General features: G+C 68.5%; 21 protein-coding genes. 6 read left to right on the top strand and 15 right to left on the bottom strand.

Annotated features, from left to right (window positions below; translation table 11 throughout):
• Positions 1-213: 213 nt before the first annotated feature.
• Positions 214-2,730, bottom strand: a complete 2,517-nt coding sequence (locus ACZ5BU_RS07260; protein ID WP_465696272.1) for a bifunctional FO biosynthesis protein CofGH — start codon at positions 2,728-2,730, stop codon at positions 214-216.
• A gap of 91 nt (positions 2,731-2,821) precedes the next feature.
• On the opposite strand from ACZ5BU_RS07260, the gene ACZ5BU_RS07255 reads away from it, so the two are divergent.
• The 4 genes from ACZ5BU_RS07255 to ACZ5BU_RS07240 all read left to right on the top strand — a co-directional run bounded on the left by ACZ5BU_RS07255 (position 2,822) and on the right by ACZ5BU_RS07240 (position 8,038).
• A complete protein-coding gene (locus ACZ5BU_RS07255) occupies positions 2,822-3,376 on the top strand; it encodes a TetR/AcrR family transcriptional regulator (RefSeq protein ID WP_465696270.1) in 555 nt (184 codons plus the stop codon).
• A 49-nt stretch (positions 3,377-3,425) separates the two neighbouring features.
• Complete coding sequence (locus ACZ5BU_RS07250) at positions 3,426-5,744, top strand: CehA/McbA family metallohydrolase (protein WP_465696268.1); 2,319 nt, start codon at positions 3,426-3,428, stop codon at positions 5,742-5,744.
• Positions 5,744-6,142, top strand: coding sequence for a hypothetical protein (locus ACZ5BU_RS07245; RefSeq protein ID WP_465696266.1), 399 nt, complete (start codon positions 5,744-5,746; stop codon positions 6,140-6,142). The genes ACZ5BU_RS07250 and ACZ5BU_RS07245 overlap by 1 nt, the downstream gene beginning before the upstream one ends.
• 69 nt (positions 6,143-6,211) lie before the next feature.
• On the top strand, positions 6,212-8,038 hold the full coding sequence (locus ACZ5BU_RS07240; RefSeq protein ID WP_465696264.1) for an FtsX-like permease family protein: 1,827 nt from the start codon (positions 6,212-6,214) through the stop codon (positions 8,036-8,038).
• On the opposite strand, the gene ACZ5BU_RS07235 is transcribed toward ACZ5BU_RS07240, so the two are convergent.
• From ACZ5BU_RS07235 to ACZ5BU_RS07200, 8 genes are all read right to left on the bottom strand, one after another.
• Entirely contained in the window at positions 7,995-8,492 is a 498-nt protein-coding gene (locus ACZ5BU_RS07235) for a DUF2867 domain-containing protein (RefSeq protein ID WP_465696262.1), read from the bottom strand. The genes ACZ5BU_RS07240 and ACZ5BU_RS07235 overlap by 44 nt on opposite strands.
• 10 nt (positions 8,493-8,502) lie before the next feature.
• The gene (locus ACZ5BU_RS07230) at positions 8,503-9,027 is read right to left on the bottom strand and encodes a TetR/AcrR family transcriptional regulator (protein WP_465696723.1); all 525 of its coding nucleotides are present in this window, start codon (positions 9,025-9,027) and stop codon (positions 8,503-8,505) included.
• Between the two features lie 45 nt (positions 9,028-9,072).
• Positions 9,073-10,287 carry an MFS transporter gene (locus ACZ5BU_RS07225; protein WP_465696260.1) on the bottom strand — a complete coding sequence of 405 codons (1,215 nt, stop codon included), beginning with the start codon at positions 10,285-10,287 and terminating at the stop codon, positions 9,073-9,075.
• Positions 10,284-10,730 (bottom strand): MarR family winged helix-turn-helix transcriptional regulator, encoded by a 447-nt coding sequence (locus ACZ5BU_RS07220; RefSeq protein ID WP_465696258.1) that lies wholly within the window; start codon positions 10,728-10,730, stop codon positions 10,284-10,286. The genes ACZ5BU_RS07225 and ACZ5BU_RS07220 overlap by 4 nt, the downstream gene beginning before the upstream one ends.
• A gap of 127 nt (positions 10,731-10,857) precedes the next feature.
• Entirely contained in the window at positions 10,858-10,992 is a 135-nt protein-coding gene (locus ACZ5BU_RS07215) for a hypothetical protein (protein WP_465696256.1), read from the bottom strand.
• Positions 10,993-11,124: 132 nt separating this feature from the next.
• Positions 11,125-11,325 carry a hypothetical protein gene (locus ACZ5BU_RS07210; RefSeq protein ID WP_465696254.1) on the bottom strand — a complete coding sequence of 67 codons (201 nt, stop codon included), beginning with the start codon at positions 11,323-11,325 and terminating at the stop codon, positions 11,125-11,127.
• Positions 11,326-11,595: 270 nt separating this feature from the next.
• Entirely contained in the window at positions 11,596-12,510 is a 915-nt protein-coding gene (rarD, locus tag ACZ5BU_RS07205) for an EamA family transporter RarD (RefSeq protein ID WP_465696252.1), read from the bottom strand.
• Positions 12,507-13,148, bottom strand: coding sequence for a dihydrofolate reductase family protein (locus ACZ5BU_RS07200; protein WP_465696251.1), 642 nt, complete (start codon positions 13,146-13,148; stop codon positions 12,507-12,509). Before ACZ5BU_RS07200 ends, rarD begins: the two co-directional genes overlap by 4 nt.
• A 96-nt stretch (positions 13,149-13,244) precedes the next feature.
• On the opposite strand from ACZ5BU_RS07200, the gene ACZ5BU_RS07195 reads away from it, so the two are divergent.
• Positions 13,245-14,108 carry a LysR family transcriptional regulator gene (locus tag ACZ5BU_RS07195; RefSeq protein ID WP_465696249.1) on the top strand — a complete coding sequence of 288 codons (864 nt, stop codon included), beginning with the start codon at positions 13,245-13,247 and terminating at the stop codon, positions 14,106-14,108.
• A gap of 119 nt (positions 14,109-14,227) precedes the next feature.
• Here the strand turns inward: ACZ5BU_RS07195 and ACZ5BU_RS07190 are convergent, their stop codons facing one another.
• The 6 genes from ACZ5BU_RS07190 to ACZ5BU_RS07165 all read right to left on the bottom strand — a co-directional run bounded on the left by ACZ5BU_RS07190 (position 14,228) and on the right by ACZ5BU_RS07165 (position 20,296).
• Positions 14,228-16,843: an RICIN domain-containing protein gene (locus ACZ5BU_RS07190; protein WP_465696247.1), complete on the bottom strand. Its 2,616-nt coding sequence runs from the start codon at positions 16,841-16,843 to the stop codon at positions 14,228-14,230.
• A 72-nt stretch (positions 16,844-16,915) separates the two neighbouring features.
• Positions 16,916-17,170, bottom strand: a complete 255-nt coding sequence (locus tag ACZ5BU_RS07185; protein ID WP_465696245.1) for a hypothetical protein — start codon at positions 17,168-17,170, stop codon at positions 16,916-16,918.
• A 12-nt stretch (positions 17,171-17,182) separates the two neighbouring features.
• Positions 17,183-18,145 carry a sigma-70 family RNA polymerase sigma factor gene (locus ACZ5BU_RS07180; RefSeq protein WP_465696243.1) on the bottom strand — a complete coding sequence of 321 codons (963 nt, stop codon included), beginning with the start codon at positions 18,143-18,145 and terminating at the stop codon, positions 17,183-17,185.
• Positions 18,146-18,192: 47 nt separating this feature from the next.
• A complete protein-coding gene (locus ACZ5BU_RS07175; RefSeq protein WP_465696241.1) occupies positions 18,193-18,894 on the bottom strand; it encodes an NAD(P)-dependent oxidoreductase in 702 nt (233 codons plus the stop codon).
• Between the two features lie 29 nt (positions 18,895-18,923).
• On the bottom strand, positions 18,924-19,472 hold the full coding sequence (locus tag ACZ5BU_RS07170) for a hypothetical protein (protein WP_465696239.1): 549 nt from the start codon (positions 19,470-19,472) through the stop codon (positions 18,924-18,926).
• Between the two features lie 32 nt (positions 19,473-19,504).
• Positions 19,505-20,296 (bottom strand): SDR family NAD(P)-dependent oxidoreductase, encoded by a 792-nt coding sequence (locus ACZ5BU_RS07165; RefSeq protein ID WP_465696237.1) that lies wholly within the window; start codon positions 20,294-20,296, stop codon positions 19,505-19,507.
• Positions 20,297-20,443: 147 nt separating this feature from the next.
• Between ACZ5BU_RS07165 and ACZ5BU_RS07160 the strand changes: the two genes are divergently transcribed.
• The gene (locus tag ACZ5BU_RS07160) at positions 20,444-20,902 is read left to right on the top strand and encodes a methyltransferase family protein (RefSeq protein ID WP_465696235.1); all 459 of its coding nucleotides are present in this window, start codon (positions 20,444-20,446) and stop codon (positions 20,900-20,902) included.
• Positions 20,903-20,920: the final 18 nt, after the last annotated feature.

Genomic DNA, 20,920 nt, shown 5'->3' with positions numbered 1-20,920 from the left:
TCACGTTCCCGACGCTCTACCTGCTGCGGGCCTGGGTCGGTGACAGCCACCAGGCGTTCCCGGCCGATCCGGACAAGCTCCCGATCGCGTACTTCGCCGTCACCGCCGGCATCTACGTCGCCGGCAACCTGCTGGTCGTGCTCGGGCACCGCGTCGGCAGCAAGCGCCGTACCCGAGCAGTCGATCTCGACCCGGTCAAGTAGCCAGGTCCTGTCAGGCGAGTTCGAGCTCCGTCGCCGGGCGGGCCGGGACCTCGCCGTACGTCGTGGTGCGCTGCCGCGCCGGCCGGCCGGCGGCGTCCGCCATCGCGGTGAGTTCGGCGATCGACTTGCGGCTGCCGTGCTTGGAGCCGGCCATCCGGCTGATGGTCTCCTCCATCAAGGTGCCGCCGATGTCGTTCACGCCACCGTTCAGTACGGCGACGCAGCCGTCGACGCCGAGCTTCACCCACGAGCACTGGATGTTGTCGATCCGCCCGTGCAGCATGATCCGCGCCATCGCGTGTACGGCCCGGTTCTCGTCGTACGTCGGACCCGGCCGGGCGACGCCCGCGAGGTAGATCGGCGAGTTCTGGTGGATGAACGGCAGCAGCACGAACTCGGTGAAGCCGCCGGTCTCGTCCTGGACCGCGGCGATCGTACGCAGGTGCTGCACCCAGTGGTGCGGGGCGTCCACGTGGCCGTACATCATCGTCGAGCTGGACGGCAGGCCGACGCGGTGCGCGGTGCTGATCACCTCGATCCAGCTTGCCGTCGGCAACTTTCCCTTGGTGAGGATCCAGCGGACGTCGTCGTCGAGGATCTCGGCCGCGGTGCCGGGGATGCTGTCCAGGCCGGCCTCCCTCACCGAGATCAGGAACTCCTCGATCGACAGGCCGGTGCGCACCGATCCGTTGACGATCTCCATCGGGGAGTACGCGTGCACGTGCATGTCCGGGACGCGGTCCTTGACGGCGCGGACCAGGTCGGCGTACGCGGTACCGGGGAGGTCGGGGTGGATGCCGCCCTGCATGCAGACCTCGGTCGCGCCGATCACCCACGCCTCCTCGGCGCGCTGCCCGACCTCGTCCATCGAGAGCGAGTACGCGTCGGCGTCGGTACGCCGCTGGGCGAACGCGCAGAACCGGCAGCCGGTGTAGCAGACGTTGGTGAAGTTGATGTTCCGGTTCACCACGTAGGTGACGTCGTCCCCGACCGTTGCCTTGCGCAACTCATCGGCGATCCGCGCCAGCTGGTCGAGCGCCGGCCCGGTTGCCGTCATCAACGTCAGAGCTTGTGAATCGGAAAGCCCGGCGGGGTCACGCTCGGCGGCGGCGAGAGCTTCCTTCACGTCACCTTCGAGACGTTCCGGAGCGGTTCGGCCGGCCACCTCCTCGCGGAGGACGTCCCAGTCGCCGTAGGCGGCGTCGAAGTCGGAGCGGGTCTCGGTGCGCCGGCCTTCGGTGTCGATGGCGGTGTGGAGGTCGGTACGGCCGACGCTGTCCCAGCCGCCGTCCGGCTCCTGCCAGGGGAGCCCGACCGGCATCGCGGACTCGTTCGCCAGACCGGTCGCCGGGTCGACGAGAGCCTCGACGTGAGAGATGAGCCGCGGGTCCAGCCACGGTTCACGCAGGTACTCGGGATGTGCCGTCAGACGTTCGCGCAGTACGAACCCCGCCTCGGCGGTCACCTTCGCGAGGTCGTCGATCTGCGGCCACGGGCGCTCCGGGTTCACGTGATCCGGCGTCAGCGGGGACACCCCGCCGAAGTCGTCCACGCCGGCGTCCAGCAATGCGCGGCACTCGGCCAGGTCGACCAGGTTCGGCGGCGCCTGGACCCGGACCCGCGGCCCGAGCACGACCCGCGTCACCGCGATCGCCGCCAGCCATTCGTCCAGCGGTACGTCGGCGTCGTTCCGCATCGCCGTGTCCGGCTTCACCCGGAAACCCTGGATGATCACTTCCTGGATCCCGTTGTACTGCCGCGCGATCTTCCGCAAGGCGAAGATCGAGTCCGCACGTTCCGCCAGCGTTTCGCCGATCCCGATCAGCAGCCCGGTCGTGAACGGTACGTTCGAACGCCCCGCGTCCTCGAGCACCCGGAGCCGCACCGCCGGGTCCTTGTCCGGCGACCCGAAGTGCGGCTGACCCTTCTCCTCGAACAGCCGCCGGGACGTGGTCTCCAGCATCATCCCCATGCTCGGCGCGACCGGCTTCAACCGCTGCAGGTCCTGCCACGACATCACACCCGGGTTCAGGTGCGGCAGCAGCCCGGTCTCCTCGAGGACCCGGATCGCCATCGCCCGTACGTAGTCGAGCGTGCTGTCGTACCCGGCTTCCTCCAGCCACGTCCGCGCCGCGTCCCAGCGCTGCTCGGGCGCATCGCCCAGCGTGAACAGCGCCTCCTTGCACCCCAGCGCGGCACCCTGGCGCGCGATCTCCAGTACCTCGTCCGGCGACAGGTACGGCGCGTGCACCCGGCCCGGCGTGGTCGCGAAGGTGCAGTAGTGGCACCGGTCCCGGCACAGCCGTGTCAGCGGGATGAAGACCTTCTTCGAGTACGTGATCACGCCGGCCCGGCCGGCGTCGGCCAGGCCCTGGTCGCGGACCCGGGCCGCGGTCGTCATCAGCGCGGTCAGCGCCTCGCCGCTCGCCGCGAGCAGCACCTCCGCTTCGGCAGGGTCGAGGGTCTTGCCGTCGGCCGCGCGCTTCAGTGCGCGGCGCATCGCAGTACTGAGTTCTGAAGTGGCCACGGAATCCGAGCCTAAGTTGCAGAAAACGGTTGATCCCGCGATTCCGGACAGCAAAATCAATCCGTACAGACGTCCTGATAGTTTGCTGTTCATGCAGGTCAGACGGGGTGTCGACGGGCGGCGAGTGCGCGGTGAGCAGCGCCGCAGCGAGCTGCTGAGGGCGACGCTTTCCGTGATCGAACGCGACGGAGTCGCAGGTGTGAGCCATCGGGTGGTGGCCGCGGAGGCCGATGTGTCGGTCGCCTCGATCACGTACCACTTCCCGACCCTCGACGATCTCCTCACTGCCGCGCTGCAGTCCGCCGCTGAGGATCTCGCCGTCGAACTGCACGGCCGCGGCAGCGAGTTGGGTCCGCGTCCGGCCGACGAGTTGGCCCGCCTGATCGAGCACAGCGTCGTACGGCGTCGTGGCCGGACGCTCGCGCTCTACGAGCTCTATCTGTATGCCGCTCGCCGGCCCGAATTGCGCGAGCCCGCCGCGGCGTGGCTGGAGCCGCTGACCGAGATCGCGCGTACGTTCACCGCCGATCCGCAGCAGGCCCGCCTTCTCGTCGCCGCGCTCGACGGCCTGTTGATGCAGACGCTGATCGGCGCCCGCGACCTGGACCGGGCCGACGTCGCCGCGCTAATCGAGATGCTGAGGTAGGACCCGCCGGGTAGGGTCGCGAAGGAATTCGCCATCAGGGAGGTCCCCGGTGTCAGCGACTCCAACTCAGCCCCCGGTCCAGCCGTTGTTCGCGTCCGTGCTCCGCGCCGTCCGGAAGCTGCGAGAGCTCGGCGATCCACTACCCGACGATCTCGTCGCGCAGCTGTCGAAGCTGGAGACCAGCGAGCTGAGCGAGGCCGATCGCCGCGACCAGCTCGAGACCCTGCTGAAGCCGTTCGTCCTGGTTGACGTGATGATCGACGAACAGGGCGTGGCCACCAGCACACCCGGCGCCGCGCCGCCCCGACTGGTACAGCACGGCTGGCGCAGTTTCCTCGTACGCGTGGCCAACCCGCACCGGCTCGAGGGAAACCTGAGCGCGTGGGACGGCGGCGTGTACGGCCTGATCGACCACCACAGCCACTCCGCGCGGATCGCCCTGGCCGACACGTTGACCGTCGTACCGCGGATCAAGAACGCCTGGCTGGACGCGAAGCTCGCCGGCCCGGACGCGCTTTCCGGCCTCGACACCGAGTACCGGGTGATCAGCCTGTACGCCCGCGACAGCGGCGTGCGCTCGGGCGGTGTGACGCTCTTCGCAACGGACGAGCACAACCACCGGAGCCTGAGCCGGTCATCGCTCGGGCTTGCCGGCCAACGGGCGAGCTTCGAGCAGCGCACGTACGGCGCGTCGTTCGAGTTCGACTGTGCGCCGGCCCGTGAGATCGAGCTCGACATCCGTGAACCCGACGGCCGCAGCTGCATGGCCGCGATCACCGTCACCGATGCCCAGGGCCGCGCGTACCCGTCGAAGGCGATGCGGCTGGCACCGGACATGTTCTTCCAGGAACACGTGTATCGCGCGACCGGCGAGGTGATCGCGCTGCCGGCGGGGAAGTACGAGGTCACCGCGATCCGCGGGCCTGAGTACCGGCCGGTGCGCTTCGGGACCGAGGTCGATCAGGGTACGGAGCGGATTCCGGTCACGCTCGACCGCTGGGTCGATCCGGCGAGCCGCGGGTACTACTCGGGCGACCCGCACATCCACGCCGGCGGCTGCTCGCACTACAACGTTCCCAGCGAAGGCGTCACGCCGGAAACGATGATCCGGCACGTTCGCGGCGAAGGTCTCTGGCTTGGCAGCGTGCTCACCTGGGCGCCCTGCTACTACCACCAGAAACAGTTCTTCAGCGGCGAGTCGATCAGCCCGCCGGCGGAGCTCGAGGACCCACCGATGCAGGCCGCGCAGGGCATGACCTGGACCCCGCGACCGACCGATCGGGACGCAGAAAGCGCCTTGCGGTACGACATCGAGGTCTCCGGCTTCCCGTCCAGTCACTCCGGCCACCTGATCCTGCTCGGCCTGACCGACCAGGACTACCCGGGCACCAGCATCATCGAGGACTGGCCGTCGTGGAACCTGCCGGTACTGCGCTGGGCCAAGGCGCAGAACGCGCTGGTCGGCTACGCGCACTGCGGGATCGGGCTCGGCGTCGGCACCGAGGAACTGCCGAACTACATCGTGCCGTCGTTCCAGGGCATCGGCTCGAACGAGATCATCGTCGACGTACCGCTCGGCGCCGCCGACTTCCAGTGCGGCGGCGAGTTCGCGCCGGCGGCCGAGCTGAACATCTGGTACCACCTGCTCAGCGTCGGCTACCGCACCCTGATGCTCGGCGAGACCGACTACCCGTGCATCTACGACGAGGGCCCCGGCGTCGGGCGGACGTACGTACGACTGGCCGAGCCGCCGACGGGGCCGCAGGCGATCGAGGCGTGGATCACCGGGCTGCGAGAGAACGCCTCGTACTTCGGTGACGGCCGGAGCCACGTGTTCGACCTGGCCGTGGACGGTGATGTCGGTCGTGAGCACCCGTTGGATGCGCCCGGTCCGGTGCGGGTCAGCACGACGGTCGCCGCGTGGCTGCCGGAGGAACCGCCGCCACCGCCGGCGGGCCGCCCGATGTACAGCGCGCCGGTGGGCTGGCACCTCGAACGGTCCCGGATCGGTACGTCCCGGACCGTCGAGGTCGAGGTCGTCCTGAACGGTTTTGTGGTCGCAACGCAGGAGATCGTTGCTGACGGCATCGAGCGCGAGCTCACCTTCGATGTGACGGTCGAACGCTCGTCCTGGCTCGCTCTGCGGCTCCTGCGCAGCGTGCACACGCAGCCGATCTTCCTCGAGGTCGACGGCCGGCCGATCCGAGCGTCCCGTCGCAGCGCCCAGTGGTTGCACGACTCTGTCGACCGGCTGTGGAAGATGAAGTCCGGGTTCATCCGGGAGAGCGAGCGGGAGGCGGCGCGGCAGGCGTACGACGAGGCGCAGGCCGCTTACCTGTCCAGGCTCTCGGAATGCGAGGCTGACTGATGACTCATCATGCGCCGGCAATCGGCTGTTGCGGGCCGGTCGAGACGGATGCGCCGATCGCGGTCACGATCAACCCGGAGGCGCGGGTGAACGTCGCCCGCAGCGGCGCGCCGATCGGCGTACTGACGCCGGGCGAATGGCACACGATTTCCGTGACGGTCGTCAACGACGGCTTCGTCACCGGACCGCTGGCCGTCGAGGCGGATCCGGTTCGCGGGCTCGAGCTCGACCTGCCGTTGCATGAGCTGACCGGTGAGCCCCGGCAGGACGCCGGTTTCCGGGTGCGGCTCGGCGAGCCGACCGTTGTCGACGTGACGTTGACCTTCCGTGCGCTCGGGGCGCTCGGTGGGCTCGCCAACCACAGCACGGTCAACCTGTTGCTGTCATCCATGAGGTAGCGCGCGGGCTACCTGCGGCCGGGTGTTCGGGCCAGCGCGCCGCCGGTTCGCGCGCGGTTGGCTGGATGGATGCTGAGGTTGTCTGTCGGGGCGCTGCGGACCAGGTGGCAGTTGTTCGCCGGCGCGGTGGTGGCCGTTGCACTCGGGGTAGGCCTGGTGCAGTCCGATCTGCAGTTGCTGGCGGCAACCGATCGTCCAGTGCTTCCGGCCGGGTTGTCGGCGTACCAGCAGGCGCAGGTCCGTGAGGGGTACGTCGGTGCCGCGATGCTGCTCGGGATGTCGGTGATGCTCGCCGTTTTCCTGAGCGTGTTCATCGTGAGTACGACGTTCGGGTTCATCACCGTGCAGCGGCGGCGGGAGTTCGGGCTACTGCGGCTGGTCGGGGCACAGCGTTGGTACCTGTGCTTGATGGTCGTGGTGGAGGCTGGGCTGCTCGGGGTGGTCGGCAGCGTGCTCGGGGTGGTGGTCGGGTTGCTGGCGACGGTCGCGCAGTCGTGGTTGCTGGTGCAGTTGAAGATGCTGCCGCCGTGGTTCGACGCGCCCTGGGATCCGGGTGCGATGTGGGCCGCGATGCTCATCGGGGTCGGTACGGCGTTGGCCGGCGTACTGGCCGCCGCCTGGCGGGCGTCGCGGGTGAACGCTCTCGAAGCGATCGTCGAGGGCCGCGCGGCGCGGCAGGCGATGACCTCGTGGCGGTGGTTCTGGGGCCTGTCCGCCGCTGTGGGCACCGTTCTGCTGGTCGCCGTCGCGCAGGCCGCGCGGGATCTCGTCGCCGGGTTGATGGTCGGGCTGGTGGTGATGATCACCGGATCCGTCGCGTTGAGCCAGCTGAGCCCGGTCGTCGTACCACTGGCCGGGCGGATCCCGGCGGTCGTTGTCCGTGGCAACTTGATCGCCGACCTGGCACGGGCGGGCGTACTGCACGCCGTACGGCGGAGTGCGGCGACTGCCGCGCCGTTGATCGTGCTGGTCGGGCTGGTGGTCGGGATGTGGGGTCTGTTCGGTTCGCTGGCGAAGGCCGTCGGGGTCGAGCAGCAGCGGCTGATCACCGCCGACGTGGTGGTCGGCCACGCGGTGCGAAACGGTCCGGAAATCGCGGTTTCCTCGGTGCAGACGGCCGTACCGATCACTGTCACGCGCGGGCGGACAACGGTGTACTCCGAAGCCGTCGGGATCGATCCGGTGGCGTACCAGCAGACGCACCGGCTGCGGCCGCGGAAGGGATCGCTGGACCGGCTGACCGGGAACACGATTGCGATCGGGCCGGGAATGGCGGCCGAGGGCTACCGTCTCGGATCGGCGCTGAAGGTTGCGCTGGGCAACAGACACGTCGAGGTGCGGGTGGTCGCGGTCATGCCGGAAACGCTTGACGTCAGTGAGAACTTCTTCATTCCGAGGACCTTGCTGCCGGCCGGTGGGCGTACCGAGTCGTTGGTGAAGCTCGCGCCGGGCGGGTCCCTCGACGGGCAGTCCGTGAAGCAGTGGGCGGCGGCGCGGGGTGAGGCACAGCAGCGCGCGAATTCCGATCTCTTCGCGGCGCTGCTCGGGCTGGCCGGGATCTTCACAGCGGTCGCGGTCGTGAACGCGGTGGTGATGTCGACGGCCGACCGGCGGCAGGAGTTCAAGCTGTCCCGGCTGGCCGGGATGACCCGGGCGCAGGTCGTCGCGGTTGCGGTCGTCGAATCCGGAACCGTCGTCGTGGTCGGCGTACTGCTCGGCGCTCTGGTCGCCGGGGCTGCGCTGGCGGGGATCGCGGCAGGCCCTTACGGCCTTGCAGCGTTGGCGATTCCGTGGCGGTTGCTCGGGCTGATCTTCGCAGCCGCCTTGGTCGTGGTCGGTGGTGCGGCCGCGATCACTGCTTCGCGTACGACTTCTCGCCGGCTCGGCACATACTGAGCAGGATCACATGGTGGAACGGGCGGATCAGGTTGTAGTAGAACCGCCCGGCCGGGCGCAGGAACTGCACGAGCGTGACGACCTTGAAGGTGGCCGGCTTCTCGTTGTCGGTGATGATCGCGAGGTACCCGATCAGGTGGTTGTCGGTCACCTTGAGCAGCAGGTAGTGGTCCTCCTCGCCGCGCATCACGGTGAAGAACGCGTCCTTCTCGCCGGGCGTGAAGCTCACGGTTTCCGGCCGCATTCCGCGCGAATCCGGTACGCCGGCGGTCTCGAGCCGCAGTACGGCCGCGACGGCCATCCGGACCGCGAACAGTCCCTTCACCCAGAACGGCGTGTGGCTCAAGGCGTTCGCGGTGAACTCGCGCAGCGTCACGTCGCCGCGGGCCGTCTTCACGTCGATCTCGTCGACAACCGGGATCAGGTCGTCGAGCTCGTGCAGCGTGGTGGGCATTGCCGCTCCTCTAGTCGATGAGGCGAAGGACGAGGTCGTAGATCTTTCGTACGTCCCGCTTGTCGATCGGCGGCACGACCTGCTCGGCGCCGATCAGAATCAGGTACAGCAGCTGCGCGAACCGATCCGGATCCACGTCCGTGTCCAGCCCCCGGCACAACTTCTTCAGGTACGCCGTCCGCGCCTTGTCCACCCGCTCCTGCGCAGCCCGCACGTCCGGATCCTGCAACGCCCAAGCCCGCACAGCGATCTCCAGCGAGCTCGCGTCCGGATCTGCCAGCACAAGCAGCAGCAGGTGCTGCAGCTTGTCTCTCGGACCGGCCGTCTCGCTCTCGATGGTGTCGATCAGCCGAGTCGTGTACTGCGCCTCGAAGTACTCCAGCAGCGCCTGCTTGAAGCCCGCGGCGCTTCCGAAGTGGTGGTAGAACGAGCCCTTCGTCATCCCGAGCTCGCCGGTCAACCGCTCGATCGTGAGCGCCGGGGCGCCCTCGGTCTCCAGCAGCTGGAGCCCAACGTTCAACCACTCGATCCGCATCACCACGGACCAGACCATACCATACCGTTTGGTATGGTCGATCGATCAGGCGTCGGCGGTGGTCAGGGCTTCGGCTTCAGCTTGGGAGTGGTTGGTGGGGACGTGGAGGTGGGAGAGGGGCTTCCAGCCGGTAGCCAGTACGCCTACCGCGAGCAGGACGGCGATGGCGCCGACGTAGAACGGGAGCTGGATGTTGAACTCCTCGCCGAGTTTGCCGGCCAGCCACGGGGCGACCGCGCCGCCGGAGAAGCGGACGAAGGAGTACGCGGCGGACGCCGTACCGCGCTCGACCGGGGCGGCGCCCATCACGGCCTCGGTGATCAGCGTGTTGTTGATGCCGAGGAACAGGCCGGCGACGATCACGCCGATCGCGAGCACCGGCTTGTGGTGCGCGTACACACCCATCACAGCGAGGTCGACGGCGAACAGGAACAGCACCGTCATCGCCACCGGCAGCGTCCCGAACCGGGCCTGCAGGCGCGGCGCGACGAACACCGAAGTGAAGGCCAAGCAGAGACCCCAGCCGAAGAAGATCAGCCCGATCTGCCGCGCCGACATCGCCAGCGGGAACGGGGTGAACGCCAGCAGCGTGAAGAACCCGAAGTTGTACAGCAGTGCCGTGACCGCTACGGTCGCCAGCGAACGGTGCCGTAGCGCCTTCAACGGCTCGATGATCGACGTACGGCGGGCCTGCGGCGGCGAGGCCGGCAGCAGGAACGCGGTCGCGGCGAGCGCGATCGTCATCAGTACGGCGACGCCGAAGAACGGGCCGCGCCAGGAGATCGTACCCAGCTCACCACCGACGAGCGGGCCGGCGGCGATCCCGACACCGAGCGCGGCTTCGTACAGGATGATCGCCTGGGCGACCGAGCCGGAGGCCGAGTTCACGATGGTGGCGAGGGCGGTCGCGATGAACAACGCGTTGCCCAGACCCCAGCCGGCCCGGAACGCGACGATCATGCCGATCGAGTTGGACAGGCCGGCCAGCGCGCTGAACACGACGATGATCGCCAGGCCGATCAGCAGGGTGCGCTTCGCGCCGATCCGGCTGGAGACCGCGCCGGTGATCAGCATCGCCACCCCGATGACTGCCATGTAGCTGGTGAACAGCAGCGAGACCTGGGACGGGCTCGCATGCAGCTGCTCGGCGATCGGCTTCAGGATCGGGTCCACCAGGCCGATGCCCATGAACGCGATCACGCAGGCGAACGCAACCGCCCAGACGGATTTGGGCTGCTTCAGGAACGACGAGTTACTCACCGGGGCGTGTCCTCCAACGGTTCGAGGGTGAGGAGTTTGTGGATGACGGCGACGGCGGCCTCCAGGGTGGCGAGGTCGGTCGCGGGCAGTTGACTCAGGTGGCCGGCGAGCGCTTCGCCGGCCTGATGGCGGGCGCTGCGCAGTTCGGCCAGACCTGCGTCGGTGAGGCTGATCAGGCTGGCCCGGGAGTCGGCCGGGTCCTGCGTGCGCAGTACCGAGCCCTGCTCCTCGAGCCGCTGCACGAGGTTGGACATGGTCGGCTGCGAGGTCCGGTCGGCCTTCGCCAGCTCACTGATCCGGGCCTGCCCAAGCTCGTCGAGCCGCCCCAGCACCCGCATCGCGGCGTGCGGCAGCGTGTTCACGTTCCGGGTCGCCAGCCGCGACAAGCGCGTCGACGCGACCACCATCTCTTCACCGAGCCGAGTCAGGTCCCTTGCAATCACACCCACAAATATACATAGCTTTACTATGCATCTCCACAGAAGTGAACCAGCTCACTCCGTCTCCGTATTGGTGACCGCCTGGTGGGCATGCCGCGGTCGATCTGCTCAGGGAGCTCCGATGGCGTCGTCAGATGTACGGCCGGTGTTGAGATCGGCGTTGGAAGCTGGCGGTGTACCAGTAGGTAGGGGTGGCGAGGAGTGTGTGGTCGACGTGCGTGCCGTGCCGGTTGACCAGGCCGAGCGCCTCACGGTCTACCTGCACCCGGAGGATCATGGTGCGCTGGCAGCTGCCAGAGTCGACGACGGGATCATGGCGAACGCCAGGCCCCAGTCCCCTGATCAGCCCGGCGAGGGGCCGCGGGTGGCGGAGGTTGGGGGCGAGTCGGGGCGCGGTTCACGACCCCAACATTGCTAGACGAGGCACTAGCGGCGCTACGGTGGTGACGGTCAGCGGACCTTGATGGGTCGTCGATTTCATCTTGGTCGTCTTCACACCCAGCACCTTCAGCCCGCGGGTCTTCTTCAGCGCGGCCAGTTTGCGCTTCGCGGTGGCGACGGTGCTGAGTCCCTCGGTGGCCTTGCCGAAGCGGATCATCCGCGGCGCGTTCCGGTCCGCGAACCGGAACTCCCCGTTGCTCAGCTCGACGTAACGCTACGACTTCGGTAGTACCGCGAACGCGCGGCACCCGTCCGAGCAGTCCCACGACCGCGTCGTGTACGTCAGCAACTGTACGTTGCTCGAAGCAACGATCTTCTGCGGCGTGTCCACCGCCGCCTGAGTCGGCTGAGACGCCACCCCACGCCAGAAGGTTGACAACCGGTAGCGACCGCCCCGACTCGTGGCCAGAGGCAAACATAAGCGCGATCACCCAGCGGATCGAGGGCGCCTACCGGCTGCGGTGAAGATTGCCAGGGCGGTCCAGATGAGGAGGAAACCGATGAGGCGTGTGAAGGGCAGGGGTTCGCCGAAGAGCGAGATGCCGAGGAGGAACTGGGTCGACGGAGTCAGGTACTGCAGGAGGCCCAGGTAGGTGAGCGGGATCCGCCTGATGGCCCCGGCGAACGACAGCAGCGGGATCGCTGTGGCCGGGCCGGTGGCCATCAGGAGGAGCGATGTCGACAGGCCGGCGTGAGCGAAGGTTGCACGGCCGACGAGCTCGAGCCAGACGAGATAGCCGAGCACGAACGGCAGGATGATCGTCGCCTCCACCGCGAGCCCCTCGACCGCGCCCGCCCCGGCCTTCTTCTTCAGCATGCCGTACGTCGCGAAGGTCACCGCGAGCCCGACCGCGACCCACGGAATCCGGCCGTAGTCGACGGTCAGCCACAGCACCGCCAGCCCGGCCAGCGAGATCGCGAACCACTGCGCGCGCCGCAACCGCTCGCGGAACAGCAGCACCCCGCCGACAACGGTGATCAACGGGCTGACGAAGTACCCGAGGGAGGTCTCCACGACCCGGCCGTGGTTGACACCCCAGATGTAGAGGTACCAGTTGAACGCGATCACGAAGGCCGCCGCGGCGAGAGCGCGCAACGCCGCCGGCCGCGCGCGCAGCTCCTGCCGCCAGCCGGGCCGCGGCCGCATCCACAACAGCACCGCGATCACCGCCAGTGTCCAGAGGAAGCGGTGCGCGAGGACCTCGACCGCACCGGCGCCGTCGAGCAACCGCCAGTACAACGGCAGCAGCCCCCAGATCCCGTACGTCGAGACTCCGAAGAGCAGGCCGCGGTTCAGCGAGGCGCGAGCGTCGGCGCTCGCCGCCACGGCGATCCCGCTCATCTCAGGACCCGGTACTTCAGATGCGCGACCCCGGGCCCCTCGATGGCCCGCACCTGCTCGAGCTGGACCTGCAGGCCATCGCCGAACACGCGCGACCCGCCGCCGAGCACCACTGGCGTGACGTGCAACTCGAGCTCGTCGAGCAGCCCGGCCGCCAGGTACTGCTGGATGATCGTCCCGCCGCCCCAGAGCATGACGTCCTTGCCGTCGGCGGCCTTCTTGGCCTGTTCGAGCGCGGATTCGATCCCTTCGGTGACGAAGTGGTACGTCGTCCCGCCCGCCATCTCGATCGACTCCCGCGGATGGTGCGTCACCACGAAGACCGGGTAGTGGTACGGCGGGTTGTCGCCCCACCAGCCCTTCCAGTCCGGGTCGGTCCACGGACCGCCGCCGATCGGGCCGAACATGTTCCGGCCCATCACCGCGGCGCCGATGTTCGCCCGCGACTCCTCGACGACCTGTCCGCTCGCATTCACCTGGCCACCCTGCTTTTCGTGCGCCTCCCGCCAGGCGGCGAGCGGGGTGATCCAGTCGTGCAGCCGCTCCCCGCCCTCGCCGAGCGGGTCCTCGACGCTCTGGTTCGGTCCGGCGACGAAGCCGTCCAGCGAGATCGAGATGTGGCACCTGAACTTGCTCATCGTTCCTCCTCGGATGTGCGGTGCTCTCAGCATGGGTTCGGAGTCAGATGACGTCTAATGCCAATTCGTCGCGCAACATATTGATATTCTTGATGTGTGCTCAATCCAGTTCATCTGCAGGTGCTCGCCTCGGTCGCCCGGCACGGCTCGGTGACGGAGGCCGCGCGCGAGCTGCACTACTCACAGCCGTCGGTAAGCCACCACCTGGCCCGCCTGGAGGCCGCCACGGGGGTGAAGCTCGTCCAGCGGATCGGCCGGGGCATCCGGCTGACGCCGGAGGGCGAGCTGCTCGCGAACCGCGCCGCCGAGATCATCGGCCGGATCGATGCCGCGACCAACGAACTCGCCGCCCAGGTCGGCCTGCAGTCCGGCCGGGTCCGACTGGCCGCGAACGCGTCGGTGCTGAGCACCCTGGTCCCGAAGGCGGCGGCCGCGCTGGCCGAGGCTCGTCCGGGGATCGAACTGAGTCTGCTCGAGCGGCATCCGGCCGAGGCGCTGCAGCTGCTGCGGCGCGGCGAGATCGACGTGGCGCTCAGCTACCGGGCCGCTGACGCGCCCGCCGAGGAGGATGCGTTCCGTTTCGTGCACCTTCGCGACGACCCCATCTACCTGATCAGCCGGAGCGCCGGCGACAGCCTTGAGAACCATCGCTACTCCCCCTGGATCGGTGGTTGCGAGCGTTGTCAGGAGGAGCTGTTCGCGGTGTGCGGCGCGGCCGGTTTCACACCGCGGATCGGCTCGCTGAGCGACGACATGGTTGTCGTCCAGGCCTTCGTCGCGGCCGGGATCGGCGTCACCACCCTGCCCGGCCTGGCCCTCGAGGCCCACCGGCTCCCCGGCATCCACGCAACCCAGGTCCCGGGCTACCGCCGCGAGATCCACGCCGTCACGTACGGCGAACCCCCGGACCCACCCGCCACGATCGCCCTGATCGAGGCCCTACAGGAATCCGCTCGCTGACCAAGCAGTGCGCCGCGGCTTCGACGGATTCGGGAAGCCTTTGGACAGGCTTGATGTCCAGCCGCAGCAGCCGTGCTCCGGGTCCGCCTACCGGCCGACCCGGAGCACAGGGGTGTGCGTCAGGACGGGTCGCCGTACAGCAGACCGCGTCCGTTGGTGCCGATGTAGACGCGGCCGTAGGTGTCGGGGTCACCGGTGATGACGCCAGGTCCGCCGATGCTGCCCCACTGGTGCGCGTCGTCGTTGATGCGGACCCAGCTGGCGCCCTTGTCGGTGGAGCGGAAGACTCCGGTGACGTTCTGGACAGTGCCGATCAGGTAAAGGGCCTGGTACGTCGTGCCTGGCGCGGCCTTGCCGAAGCCGAGGGCGGAAGCGGACTGCACCGAGGCGAGCGCGGTGAAGCTGCGGCCCCCGTCGGTGGAGTGCAGCAGGCCCCTGCCGCCGCCGGAGATCCACAGGTCTCCTGCGACGCCGGGAACGGCAGTGAGCCGGCCGGCAGGCAGGTTGCCTGCGCGGGCGGTGAAGGTCGCGCCGCCGTCGGTGCTGGCGTAGAGCGTGCCGCCCGTGAGTGAGTAGAAGGTGCCGGCCGAGGAGCGGTCGGCGACAACCACGGCGTCGGTGCCCAGGCCGCTGACCTTCGACCAGCTCGCTCCCTTGTCCGTCGAGCGGTACGGCGCCTGGCCGGCCTCGGTCCATACGATGGTGGAGCCGTCCGCCGCGAGCGCGACATGGCCGCTGTTCGCGCTGCCCACCGGCTCTGCCGTGAAGCCGTTCCAGCTGCTGCCGCCGTCGGTGGAGTAGGCGCCGTCCTGCGCGCCGCCAGTGCCGACGCGGACCATCACCGCGGGGGCCGACTGGGCGAAATCGATGTCGGTGCTGCTGCTCATCAGCGGGTTCTTCAGCCGTCCGGCGGGCACCTCGGTCAGGGAGTCGTGGCGGAAGCCGCCTTGGTCGCCCATGGAGGTGATGACGGTGGCGCCGCCGGGAGGCGCGATCGCGTCCGCCAGCGAGGTCTCCTCCAGCCCCCGGGCCCCGGAGATCCAGTGGCTGGTACCGCCGCTGTCGGAGGCGTTCGCGTCCTTGCTGCGCCAGATGCCGTTGCCGAGGCCGTACAGCACGTCCCCGGAGTCGAAAGGATCGATGGCCAGCGCGGTCATCCAGTGCCCGATCCCGGTACCGACGTACGGAGCGCCGGAAGCGTCCCGCACCGACTTGTCGGCCAGCGGCGTCCACGTCGTACCGCCGTCGGTGGTCCGGTAGAGCTCGTCCTGGGGCCACCAGCGGTCGAGGGTGGTGACCATCACCGTGGACGGCTTCTGCGGGTCGACGGCCAGACCGGAGAACCCGTAACTGCCCTGGGACGGGGAGATGTTCTTCCACGCGCCGCTGGACGGCGTGTACTTCCACACCGAGCCCGCCGTCACGTCGTTGGGGCCGATGTCGTTGCTGTACGTCAGGTACAGCGAACCGTCACCGGAGACCACACCGTGCTGCGGCATCTGGCCGGCCGGCCGGCCGGAGACGGCCTGCCAGCTGTTGCCGCCGTCGGTGGAGCGGTACAGGGAGGTGGACTTGTCGTTGACGCCGATGTAGACCGTGTTGCTGCCCGCCGGGCCGTACGTCACGAACGAGATGCCCGCGCCGCTGCTCGCCCCGTCCTTGACGGGGAACGAGGAGACCTGACTCCAGGTCGCGCCGTAGTCGGTGCTGCGCCACAGGCCGTTCTTGCGGGTGCCGAGCAGCAGGGTGCCGTGGTTCGCGGGGTCGATCACGAGCCGCTCGCCCGCCCCGCGGCCGGGCTCGTTGCTGCCCAGCTTGAACGGCAGATCGGTGCGCTGGAAGCTGCGGCCCCGATCGGTGGAGCGCAGAATCGCGCCGTTGCCCGCCCAGTCGTTGGTGTAGGTCCCCGCCCCCAGGTAGAGCCGGTCGGGGTCTACGGGGTCGGTGGCCAGCGAATCGATGCCCAGCAGGTTCCAGTCCTTCTCGCCGGCCCAGTCGGTCAGCGGGATCCACTGCTCGGCCGCGGTGTCCCAGCGGTAGGCGCCGCCCATGTCGGTGCGCGCGTACAGCAGGCCCTTCTCGCGCGGGTTGAACACCAGACCGGTGACGTATCCGCCGCCCACCACCTGGGCGTTCTTCCACGCGTACGGGCCGGAGCCGGGCGTCTCGGGCTGGTCCGACTTGACCAGCTTCCATTGCTGGTTGGCGCCGCCCGTAGCGGGAAACTGGATGACGGCCGCGCCCTCGGCGGTGGAGTTTCCGAAGACGTCCAGGAGCTGGCCGCTCTTGTGGGAGGTGAAGGTGACGGCGTCGGAACCGCTCACCTCGCTGATCTTCCACTCCTGAGCGGTGGAGGAGCTGTCGGTCTGTTGCTCGGCGGCCGCTGCGTTGGCGGTCGAGCTGCCCGCTATGCCGAGCACTTTGCCGCTGTTGCGGTTCACCAGCTCGTAGTAGCCGTCCCCGGTGGCCCTCAGCTTCCACTGCTGGTTGGCGGTGTGCTGGTCGGTCCACTGCTGGACACGGGCGCCGTCGGCGGTGGAGAAGCCGTTGACGTCGAGCACCTTGCCGCTGCGCACGGAAACCAGCTGATAGTAGGCGTTGCCGTCGATCGTCGCGGCCTGCGAGTCCTGCTGCGCGAACAGGATGCACGGTACGGCGATGGCGGGCACGCCGGCCAGCAGACCGGCGGCGGTCCAGCGGCGGCGGTATCGCCCGCGACGCGTGGGGTTGTCCATGGGGGATGTACTCCTTGCAGGTCATTCACCGGAGGAAGACGGATGCAGGCAACGGGGCGGCCTGATCTCCCCCTAGTTGTCACAGGCACGGCAAAGGTTGCCGCCGCCCGGATCTTTCCGCCGGACTCCGCAGAGGTTGGCTGCGATGCGGAACAGGTGGAGGCAGTCCGGCGGGCGGCCCTCCTGGTCGTCGTCGAGTGCGCGGCGGTGGATCTGTTCGAGGGCGGAGTCGGCGGCTTCGGATGAGCCGAGCATCAGTTCGCAGAACAGCCGCAGTTGCGCGTGGAGCGCGGCGTCGTGTTCAGCCCGGTGTTCCTGTTCGGACATGCGGGTGCCTGGTCAGAGGCCGAACAGTGGAAACAGCCCGGAGCCGTGGAAGGCGACGATTCTGCTGACGCCCTGCGGGGTGAGTGTCAGTACGTGGATTGCGTGTGGTTGGTACGCACCGTCGCGGCCGCGGGCGTACACCGCGAACGCGGGCTGTCCGTTGGCCGAGGTGGCGACCAGTTCGGCCGGCCCGATCGTCTGCATTTGTTTGGCCAGGAAGGCGACGATCGTGTCGCGGCCTTCGAACCAGGTGGCGATCGGCGGCATTTCCCAGCGCGCGTCCTCGGTCAGGACCGCGACGAGCTGATCGACGTCCGCGGTTTCGAAGGCCTTGGTGTACCGGTCGAGAAGCGCCCGCTGCTGTGGCTCGACAGGTTCGGTGAGGCGGTCCTCGTTGAGCGGAACCTGCGCTCGGGCTCGCTGTAACGCGCTGTTGACGGCCGCGGTGGTCATCTCCAGCAGTTCGGCGACTTCGCTGGTCCGCCACTGCAGTACGTCGCGAAGGATCAGCACGGCACGCTGCCGCGGTGGTAGCTGTTGGAGAGCTCCCACCAGGGCGAGCCGCATCGTTTGCCGTTCCACCACGGCCGTTGCCGGATCGACCGGTGCGGTGGTGAAGAGGAAGTCGGGTATCGGCTGCAGCCACGGTACTTCCGGCGTTCGCTCGGCCAGCCTGGCCTCCGGGTTTGTCTCGGGCGCGCCGAGGTCGGCGGGCAGCGGCCTGCGCCGGCCCTTCTCGAGCGCCTTGAGACAGGCCCGGGCCGCGATTCGGTACAGCCAGGTCCGCAGCGACGACCTGCCCTCGAACCTGTCGTACGCACGCCAGGCGTCGAGGAGGACGTCCTGTACGACTTCTTCGGCCTCGTGGACCGAGCCGAGCATGCGGTAGCAGTACGCCAGCAACTCGCGCCGGAACGGTTCGCTCAGCGTTCCGAAATCCTCGTTGCCGGCCTCGGATTCAACCACGGTGCGCATGATCCGCCCTTCCTGGCTCGGTTGTCGACGTCACGTCGGTGCCGGGCTCAATAGCCGATGGTGAAGCGGCGCTGTACGAAGCGCGGAAGCTCGGCCTCGTCGAGAACAGCGACGGCCGCGTCCTCGGCGGAGATCCGGCTGCGCCCCTCGGCGTCCATGACGGGCTGGTCGCCACCGATCCGGAACCGGCCGGTGCGTTCGCCGGGGGCGATCTCCAGGGCTGGGCTGAGGTAGGTCCAGAGCCGGTTGGAGGTACGGAACAGGCTCAGCGCATCGCCGTGGCCCCGCATCGCCGCGGCGTACTCGCGAGGCAGCCCGAAGCCGTCGATCGCGGCATGGAGAAGTTCGTCGGAGTCGGCAAACACCCGTCCGGGCTCGAGTTCGAGACTCGCCGCGCCGCCGATCACGATCAGCCGAACCCGTGGGCTGCCTGCCAATGCGGTCAGCAACGCGGTGGCAGCCCGGGCGTAGATGCCGGGGTCGGCGATGGCGCGTACCACCGCGTCACCGGGGTCGTCGGCGGCATTGCCGGGTCCGAATCCGCTGATCAGGACGTCGAGGCCGGGCAGGACCGCGGCGATACTGCCGGCCTCGGTGACGTCGACCTTCTTCCACTGGATGTTCTCGCGGTCTTCCTGAACGCCGGAGACGTCGCGGCTGTACGCCGTGACCTGGTGCCCGCGGTCGAGCGCCTCCGTGACGACTCGGCTGCCGATGGTACCGGTGGCGCCGATGACTCCGATGTGCATGATTCTCCTGCAGTGGAAGGAAATTCGGATCAGCAGACGCTGATGCCGGCCATGTCGATGGCTACCAGGACGATGCGCTCGTCGCCCACGGTGGCGTACGCCCGGCGAGTGGCCGGGACGATGATGCCGTCGACGTTGCGGTAGTCGGCGGCGTACAACTGCGACTCGGTGCCGGGGTCGACGATGTCGATGGTGAAGTCGTGGCGGCGCAGGAGTCCGTCCGGGCCGAAGCAGAAGACCTGTTCGCGGGTGTGGCTCTTGATGTGGTCGGGGAACGTCACGTGCAGCCGCCGCCAGGTTTCACCATCGACGTCGATGGGCGCGATCTCCTCGCAGGCGAAACCTGCTGACGTGAACAGGAACGGCGTGTTCAGGTACGTCCACAGAGCTTCGCCGGTGAAGTACGCGAGGTGCAGAGCATCCCACGGCGTCTCGAACCGGTGGCCGTCGAACGACCGCTCCGGCTCGTCGCGAGCGTCGACAATGGTGATGGAGGCGTCGACGCGGATCGCCCGGATCCGATTCCACCTGTCCATCCCACCGTGAGCGGCGACCGCGTTCGCGAGTAGATCGTTCATTGCCATGCACCTCCCATAGCGGCGAATCAGGGTCAGTCGACGATGAGTCCGCCGGTCAGGTTGGCGACGGTTCCGGTCATGGCGGATGCCTGGTCGGAGGCGAGGAAGACCGCGACCGAGGTGAGTTCGGCCAGGGTCGTGGGGCGTTTGCGGTGGGTCATCGCGCCGGCGGCGGCGGTGAACTGGTCCTTGGTGATGCCCAGCGCGTCGGCGTGCAGTCCGTACACGATGTCGATGACCGGTGTCTCGACCATCCCGGTGGTACGCAGGCAGATCGAGCGGACGCCGTACTGGGCCCATTCGGCGGACAGTGCCCGGTTGAGGGCCTCCATCGCCGCCCAGCCGACGCTCATGCCGCCGACCAGGGGCAGGCTGACACGGGCCGGTTCCGGGGTGTGCATCATGATCACTCCCGATCCGCGCGGGATCATGTGCCGTGCGGCGGACTTCGCGGTCACGAAGTGAGCCTGGGCGTACGTCGTGACCGGTCGCAGGAAGTTGTCCACCGGTAGGTCGGTGAACGGGATGCCCTGCAGTCCGCGCGGTGAGATTCCGATGGCGTTGAACGACACGTCGATGCTGCCGGCGTCGGCGACGACTGCGGCGAGGTGTTCGGTGACGGACTTCTCGTCCGTCGCATCGACGACGGCGGCCTCGGCTGCTCCGCCCGCGGCCGAGATCTCCTTCGCGACGGTGTTGACGTTGTCGGCATTCCGCCCGGTCAGGAACACCCTGGCGCCTTCACGGGCGAAGCCGCGTGCGACCGCGCCGCCGACTGCTCCGCCGGCGCCGTAGACGACCACGTTCTTGTTCTCCAGCAACATTTTCGTTCTCTTTCTCGTCGATCTCGCGAGCCCGGCGACCACCGCTACGGGCGACCTTCTACTCGTACAGAGCGGACCACCGAGCAAAAGTCATCGGAGTGGCCGGAGAACGTCGCGCCGGGATGGGGCCGCGGTGCAGGATTCAGCATGACCAAAGCCATCCTCGGCAGCGCGGCGTTCTTCTTCGCGGCCCCCTGCGTCGTCGCCGGAGTCCTCCCGTGGTGGGTCAGCGGCTGGTCCGGCCCACGCTTCTGGCCGGCGTTCGTCATCGTCGCGGCCGGCGCGTTCGTCGTACTGCGAGCCTTCGTCCGCTTCGTCCGCGAAGGCCGTGGCACCCCCGCCCCGATCGCCCCGACGGAAGAACTGGTCGTCGGCGGCGACTATCGCTTCGTCCGCAACCCGATGTACGTCGGCGTGGTCACCGCGATCCTCGGCCAAGCACTTCTTTTCCTGGACTGGCGAGTCCTCGTTTACGGCGCCGTCGCCTGGGCAGTAATGGCGTCCTTCGTCCACTGGTACGAGGAACCGGTACTACGAGCCCGCTACGGCCGCCAGTACGAGGAGTACTGCCGCGCCGTACCAGCGTGGATTCCCCGGGTCAGGTGACAACTTCCGGGGCGGTTC

This window comes from Kribbella sp. NPDC031520 (genome assembly GCF_055580825.1).
The sequence above is the reverse complement of the archived record's forward strand: the minus strand, read 5'-3'. Positions and strand labels throughout refer to the sequence as shown.

Bases quoted from the DNA above. Each gene is read 5' to 3' on its own strand.
- ACZ5BU_RS07255 (WP_465696270.1), top strand. From the start codon at position 2,822: ATGCAGGTCAGACGGGGTGTCGACGGGCGGCGAGTGCGCGGTGAGCAG.
- ACZ5BU_RS07245 (WP_465696266.1), top strand. From the start codon at position 5,744: ATGACTCATCATGCGCCGGCAATCGGCTGTTGCGGGCCGGTCGAGACG.
- ACZ5BU_RS07240 (WP_465696264.1), top strand. From the start codon at position 6,212: ATGCTGAGGTTGTCTGTCGGGGCGCTGCGGACCAGGTGGCAGTTGTTC.
- ACZ5BU_RS07235 (WP_465696262.1), bottom strand. From the start codon at position 8,492: ATGCCCACCACGCTGCACGAGCTCGACGACCTGATCCCGGTTGTCGAC.
- ACZ5BU_RS07230 (WP_465696723.1), bottom strand. From the start codon at position 9,027: ATGCGGATCGAGTGGTTGAACGTTGGGCTCCAGCTGCTGGAGACCGAG.
- ACZ5BU_RS07210 (WP_465696254.1), bottom strand. From the start codon at position 11,325: ATGATCCGCTTCGGCAAGGCCACCGAGGGACTCAGCACCGTCGCCACC.
- rarD (WP_465696252.1), bottom strand. From the start codon at position 12,510: ATGAGCGGGATCGCCGTGGCGGCGAGCGCCGACGCTCGCGCCTCGCTG.
- ACZ5BU_RS07200 (WP_465696251.1), bottom strand. From the start codon at position 13,148: ATGAGCAAGTTCAGGTGCCACATCTCGATCTCGCTGGACGGCTTCGTC.
- ACZ5BU_RS07190 (WP_465696247.1), bottom strand. From the start codon at position 16,843: ATGGACAACCCCACGCGTCGCGGGCGATACCGCCGCCGCTGGACCGCC.
- ACZ5BU_RS07185 (WP_465696245.1), bottom strand. From the start codon at position 17,170: ATGTCCGAACAGGAACACCGGGCTGAACACGACGCCGCGCTCCACGCG.
- ACZ5BU_RS07180 (WP_465696243.1), bottom strand. From the start codon at position 18,145: ATGCGCACCGTGGTTGAATCCGAGGCCGGCAACGAGGATTTCGGAACG.
- ACZ5BU_RS07175 (WP_465696241.1), bottom strand. From the start codon at position 18,894: ATGCACATCGGAGTCATCGGCGCCACCGGTACCATCGGCAGCCGAGTC.
- ACZ5BU_RS07170 (WP_465696239.1), bottom strand. From the start codon at position 19,472: ATGAACGATCTACTCGCGAACGCGGTCGCCGCTCACGGTGGGATGGAC.
- ACZ5BU_RS07165 (WP_465696237.1), bottom strand. From the start codon at position 20,296: ATGTTGCTGGAGAACAAGAACGTGGTCGTCTACGGCGCCGGCGGAGCA.
- ACZ5BU_RS07160 (WP_465696235.1), top strand. From the start codon at position 20,444: ATGACCAAAGCCATCCTCGGCAGCGCGGCGTTCTTCTTCGCGGCCCCC.